This window comes from Elstera litoralis, from assembly GCF_000963705.1.
In the GTDB taxonomy this organism is placed as follows: Bacteria; Pseudomonadota; Alphaproteobacteria; order Elsterales; family Elsteraceae; genus Elstera; species Elstera litoralis.
The window spans coordinates 1-919 of sequence record NZ_LAJY01000930.1; the positions used below are offsets into that span (position 1 = coordinate 1).

Below are 919 nucleotides of genomic sequence, written 5' to 3' on the forward strand. Positions count from 1 at the left end.
TCGGCGAGCTGCTTCGCCGCAGGCTGGCCCTGCGTATCGGCCGTTTTAGCAATGGTTACGAGCGCGTCACACCAAGCCTTTTGGGCACTAAGAACCTCGGTTTCCGTGATGGCTTTATTCACGACCGTAGCTTGTGCCGCAGCACCGCCAGCAGACAAGAATGTTGCAACGGCGGCTACAGTCATCAAAGAATTTCTGATAGACATTTTCTCTACTCGCTCCAATTCGAATTTTACTCGGGGCTGAATTTGCATTCATCGAGTAGCAATGTTTTAACATACAAGACTGAATGTTACCTAAAAGGCGGATTATAATGTCCTTACGGGAAGATGAACGCAAAAATGAACACAGCTTCAGATGCAAAGCGTTCAAGTGTATTCAGGCGGCGGCTCACACTCGCTTTAATGGCGCTTGCAGCAATAGCCGCCTTGCAGGGCGGGTTCGCAATTTGGGCCGTTGGCGTTGCCGAGCATCATGTCTTGCGTGGGCGGGTGGCGGCGGATATCCAGCAGAACTTCACCCTGCTCCGGTTTAGCAAACAGAACCTCCGAAACTGGCTAGCGCAGCGACAGTTTGGCGCGCAGGCATCCGATGAACAGCGCGATACGCTGCTACTGAACATTCAAAACACGCTGGATAAACTGGATTCTCTTGCTGAACAAGCAACCTTGCTCGATCAAGATAGTATTTCGCGCCGAAGGCAGGCACAACGCCGCGAGGCTCTTCTTGTTCTGAGGGTGAGCCTCAATCAATTGGCGCATAGTCTTGCGAACCTTGTTCAACCATCCTCTGGGCTCGACACAACATCGGCTTGGCGGGCAGCCAATGAGCTATTTGATAATGCTGAGGGGCGCGATTTGCGTTTGTTGCTCGCCGACAGTCTGGCAAGAGAAGAAGCTTCCCTGCGGGAAAAGCGCGC

General features: G+C 52.7%; 2 protein-coding genes. One reads left to right on the forward strand and one right to left on the reverse strand.

Annotated features, from left to right (window positions below):
* A partial coding sequence (locus VZ95_RS27715) for a hypothetical protein (RefSeq protein ID WP_232302791.1) occupies nt 1-254 on the reverse strand: 254 nt, incomplete at its 3' end.
* An 87-nt stretch (nt 255-341) separates the two neighbouring features.
* Here VZ95_RS27715 and VZ95_RS20790 point away from each other — a divergent pair.
* A partial coding sequence (locus tag VZ95_RS20790; RefSeq protein WP_045777564.1) for a hypothetical protein occupies nt 342-919 on the forward strand: 578 nt, incomplete at its 3' end.